Source organism: Hyalangium sp., assembly GCF_035629615.1.
GTDB lineage: Bacteria > Myxococcota > Myxococcia > Myxococcales > Myxococcaceae > Hyalangium.
In genome coordinates this window covers 1-3,267 of sequence record NZ_DASPHO010000820.1, presented here as the reverse complement: position 1 = coordinate 3,267, position 3,267 = coordinate 1, and the positions used below count along the sequence as shown (strand labels likewise).

General features: G+C 67.1%; 3 protein-coding genes. 2 read left to right on the top strand and 1 reads right to left on the bottom strand.

Annotated features, from left to right (window positions below):
- The first annotated feature begins 138 nt into the window (after positions 1 to 138).
- A complete protein-coding gene (locus VD972_RS41250; RefSeq protein WP_324994825.1) occupies positions 139 to 1,527 on the top strand; it encodes a sigma 54-interacting transcriptional regulator in 1,389 nt (462 codons plus the stop codon).
- A gap of 377 nt (positions 1,528 to 1,904) precedes the next feature.
- Here the strand turns inward: VD972_RS41250 and VD972_RS41245 are convergent, their stop codons facing one another.
- The gene (locus VD972_RS41245; protein ID WP_324994823.1) at positions 1,905 to 2,210 is read right to left on the bottom strand and encodes a hypothetical protein; all 306 of its coding nucleotides are present in this window, start codon (positions 2,208 to 2,210) and stop codon (positions 1,905 to 1,907) included.
- A gap of 480 nt (positions 2,211 to 2,690) precedes the next feature.
- Here VD972_RS41245 and VD972_RS41240 point away from each other — a divergent pair, with 480 nt between their 5' ends.
- On the top strand, positions 2,691 to 3,263 hold the full coding sequence (locus tag VD972_RS41240; RefSeq protein WP_324994821.1) for a hypothetical protein: 573 nt from the start codon (positions 2,691 to 2,693) through the stop codon (positions 3,261 to 3,263).
- Positions 3,264 to 3,267 lie beyond the last annotated feature (4 nt).

Here is a 3,267-nt window from a genome sequence, read left to right as displayed (position 1 = left end):
GCAGACGCCCGTGGCGCGCCTCAGTGTCCCCTCGGGGCCGGTCGACATCGAGCTGCGCAACCCGGAGACAGGTAAGATGGCCAGGCGCCGGGTCCGTGTGCAGGCCGGCAAGGAGTCCTTCGTGAAGGTGGATCTGCGGTGAGCACCGGAGGCGAGGAGAAGGGGGCCAAGGCCAGCACGCTTCCGGACTTCGCGACCGGTGAGATCTCCTCCGGGAAGACGGCGGACCTGACCCTCAACAAGAATGACGGGGCGCTGCCCCTGGAGGCGGTGGTGGTAGAGGCGGTCGAGGGGCCGGGCAAGGGCGCTCGTGCCACGCTGTCTTCTGGCACGCTGCTGGTGGGGGGCGATCCCGCCTGTGAGCTGCCGCTGGAGGACCCGACGGTGTCCCGCCGCCACCTGGTGCTCGAGCTGCTGCCTGGCGCGGTGCGGGTGCGAGACCTGGGCAGCCGCAATGGCACGCGCTACCTCGGGGCGCGTATCCGGGAGGCGCGCGTCCCTGTGGGAGGCTCGGTGACGGTGGGGAAGACGACGCTGCGCATCCGCTCGGCCACGGCGCAGCGGCGGGCCGTCAGCGAGCGTGAGGAGCTTCATGGCCTGATGGGCAAGTCCGTGGCCATGCGCCAGCTCTTCGCGGAGCTGGAGCGGCTGGGGCCCCAGCGCGCCGCGGTGCTCATTCGCGGGGAGACGGGTTCGGGCAAGGAGATGGTGGCGCGGGCGCTCCACGCCCTCTCCGGGCCCGAGGAGCAGCGCGGCCCCTTCATCGTCTTCGACTGCTCATCCGTGAGCCCCAACCTCATGGAGAGCGAGCTGTTCGGCCACGCCAAGGGCTCGTTCACCGGAGCGGACCGGGATCGCGTGGGCGCGGTGGAGTCGGCCAACGGAGGCACGCTCTTCCTGGATGAGATTGGCGAGCTCCCGCTGGCGCAGCAGCCCAAGCTGTTGCGGCTGCTGGAGACGCAGGAGTTCCGCCGGGTGGGGGATGGGCAGGTGCGCCACTCCACCTTCCGGCTGCTGTCGGCCACCCACCGGGAGCTGGAGGCCGAGGTCCGCGCCAAGCGCTTCCGGGAGGACCTGTACTTCCGGCTGGCCGTCACCTCCATCACCATTCCGCCCCTGCGCGAGCGCCCGGAGGACATCCCGCTGCTCGCCGCGCACTTCGCGCGCCAGCTGACGGGCATGGACATCACCCTGGCCTCGGCCACGCTCGCGGCGCTGCAGTGCGATCCCTGGCGCGGCAACGTGCGCGAGCTGCGCAACGCGGTGCAGCGGGTGGTGGCGCTTGGCAGCCTCGAGGCGGGCGCGAAGGAGGAGCAGAGCGCGACGCCGCTGGCCTTCAACGAGGCGCGGGACAAGCTGCTGGAGCAGTTCGAGCGCGACTACCTGACGGCGCTGCTGGCCCGCCACAAGCGGAACATCTCGGCCGCCGCGCGCGAGTCACGCCTGTCGCGCAGCCAGTTCTACCGGCTCCTCGAGCGGCACAAGCTGGCGCGCGCGGAGGATCGCGACTCGGCCGACGGGGAGTGAGCCGCTCCCGGAGCGGTGCTCCACCCTTCAAGGCGGTGGGTTCGATTCCCGCCGCCTCCACTTTTTTAGTACCTCTTTACTGATGGTTAGCGGCTTCCTCGTAACAGTTCGCCGTACCCCGTAGGCGCCGGGAATGAGCTGTGCTGCTCGCCCGGAGCGGGCAAGCGTCGGTCGAAGCTGTGACGCACCAGGGAACAGCTACGGCGCATTTCACCAGCGCTCAAGCCACTGGATGAAGGTCAGGAAGTAGCCCGCAGTCCCCTTGCCCGGATTTGGTACTTCTCGGACACCTCGGGTGGCCATTCGTAAACGACGAAGGCGGCCAAGAGGCAACCACCTCTCCGCCGCCTTCTGGTCATCGGGGTTATCTCTCGCGCCTACTGGTGCGCTGACGTCTCACTGCCAACCGGATCGCCGAGCACTGCCCAGTCAATGACGATGCCGCAGATGAGATTCGTGACGTTCAGCCCTGCGGCCCGGAACGTCCTTATCACGGCATCCCTCAGCATCGGCGCAGTCCAGTTGTCTGCGATGGTTCCCATGACCACTGTGTTCGGGAGGTAGTGGCTGAAGGTTGGGGTCGTGATGGTCAATCCCGCCCTCCTCAGGATGTCATAGGCGGTGGCGTAGTCATTGCCGCTGGCGGACTGTAGGTCGAACGAGAGAAACGCTGCTTTTGACATGGTTCTTGCCTTTCGTATTGGCGATGGACTCCCCACCGCCGCCCTTCGGTGTAGATCCATCTAGCCCCGGGGTCAATACTCACCCATAAGCTGAAAGCCCGTTCATCGTTGGCGACTAATTTTTACAGTTAATTCATGGGCTTGCATGTGTCCGCCTCTACATCTCACCGGGCGCTGATGACGTCAGCGGTCCTTCATCCGAGGCGCGCCCCTCTGGGTAAGGACGTCAGGTTCCTCAGGGCCGTGACGCTGCGCCGCAAACGAGTGTTTGTGACGCAGGGGAGCCGACGTTCGCTCCCTTACGGGGGCAGGGCGACCAGTTACCGAAGTACCGCCCGCGCTGGCACATTCGCCGGAAGTGCGGCGCCTGCTGCGCCTGCTGGGGCGCCTTCAAGGTCTACAGCTCAAGCTGATCTTGCGCCTCGTGAAGGCCTTCGTAGCGGAGCCCAAGCGCCCCCGGCGCCAGAGGAAGGATCAGAGATGACCACGCCCACGCAACAAGACGCGCCGACGATGTTCTACCCGCTCAACCCCTGCGGCCATCTTCGCGGCCCCGGTGGCGGTTGCATCGGCTCCCCCGAGTGCAAGCGCGAGCCTGTCAGCGCCGAGAAGATGGGGGAGCTAGTGCAACGTGCTGGCGAACTCCGTGCGCGGCACGTGGCCCATCCTTCCCAGGCGTTCACGGGAGAAGGCCGCGCGACCGTCGCGGACAAGCTGGGATCGGCGCTGACTCCGGCCGAGTGCCTCCACGTGGTGATCATCAGCCTTCTAGGTGACAAGGCGGTCATGACGGCAGAGGAACGGGCGACGCTGCCTGGACGCTCACCACAAGACCCCAGCGCTCACCACGAGGGGCGCGTCGGCATGGCCCATACCCGACCCGCCTGGACGCACCGCAAGGACCAACGCCCACCACTACGCCAGCACCCGCCGTCTACCTCCGCATCGGGTGCACGCGAAGACGTCCAGTGCGAAGGTGCGACCAGCAACCCGCCCCAATCCAACCGAAGCTTACGCCCCTTCTTCGGAGCCTCCGCCATCACTGCCAATTGAGGTG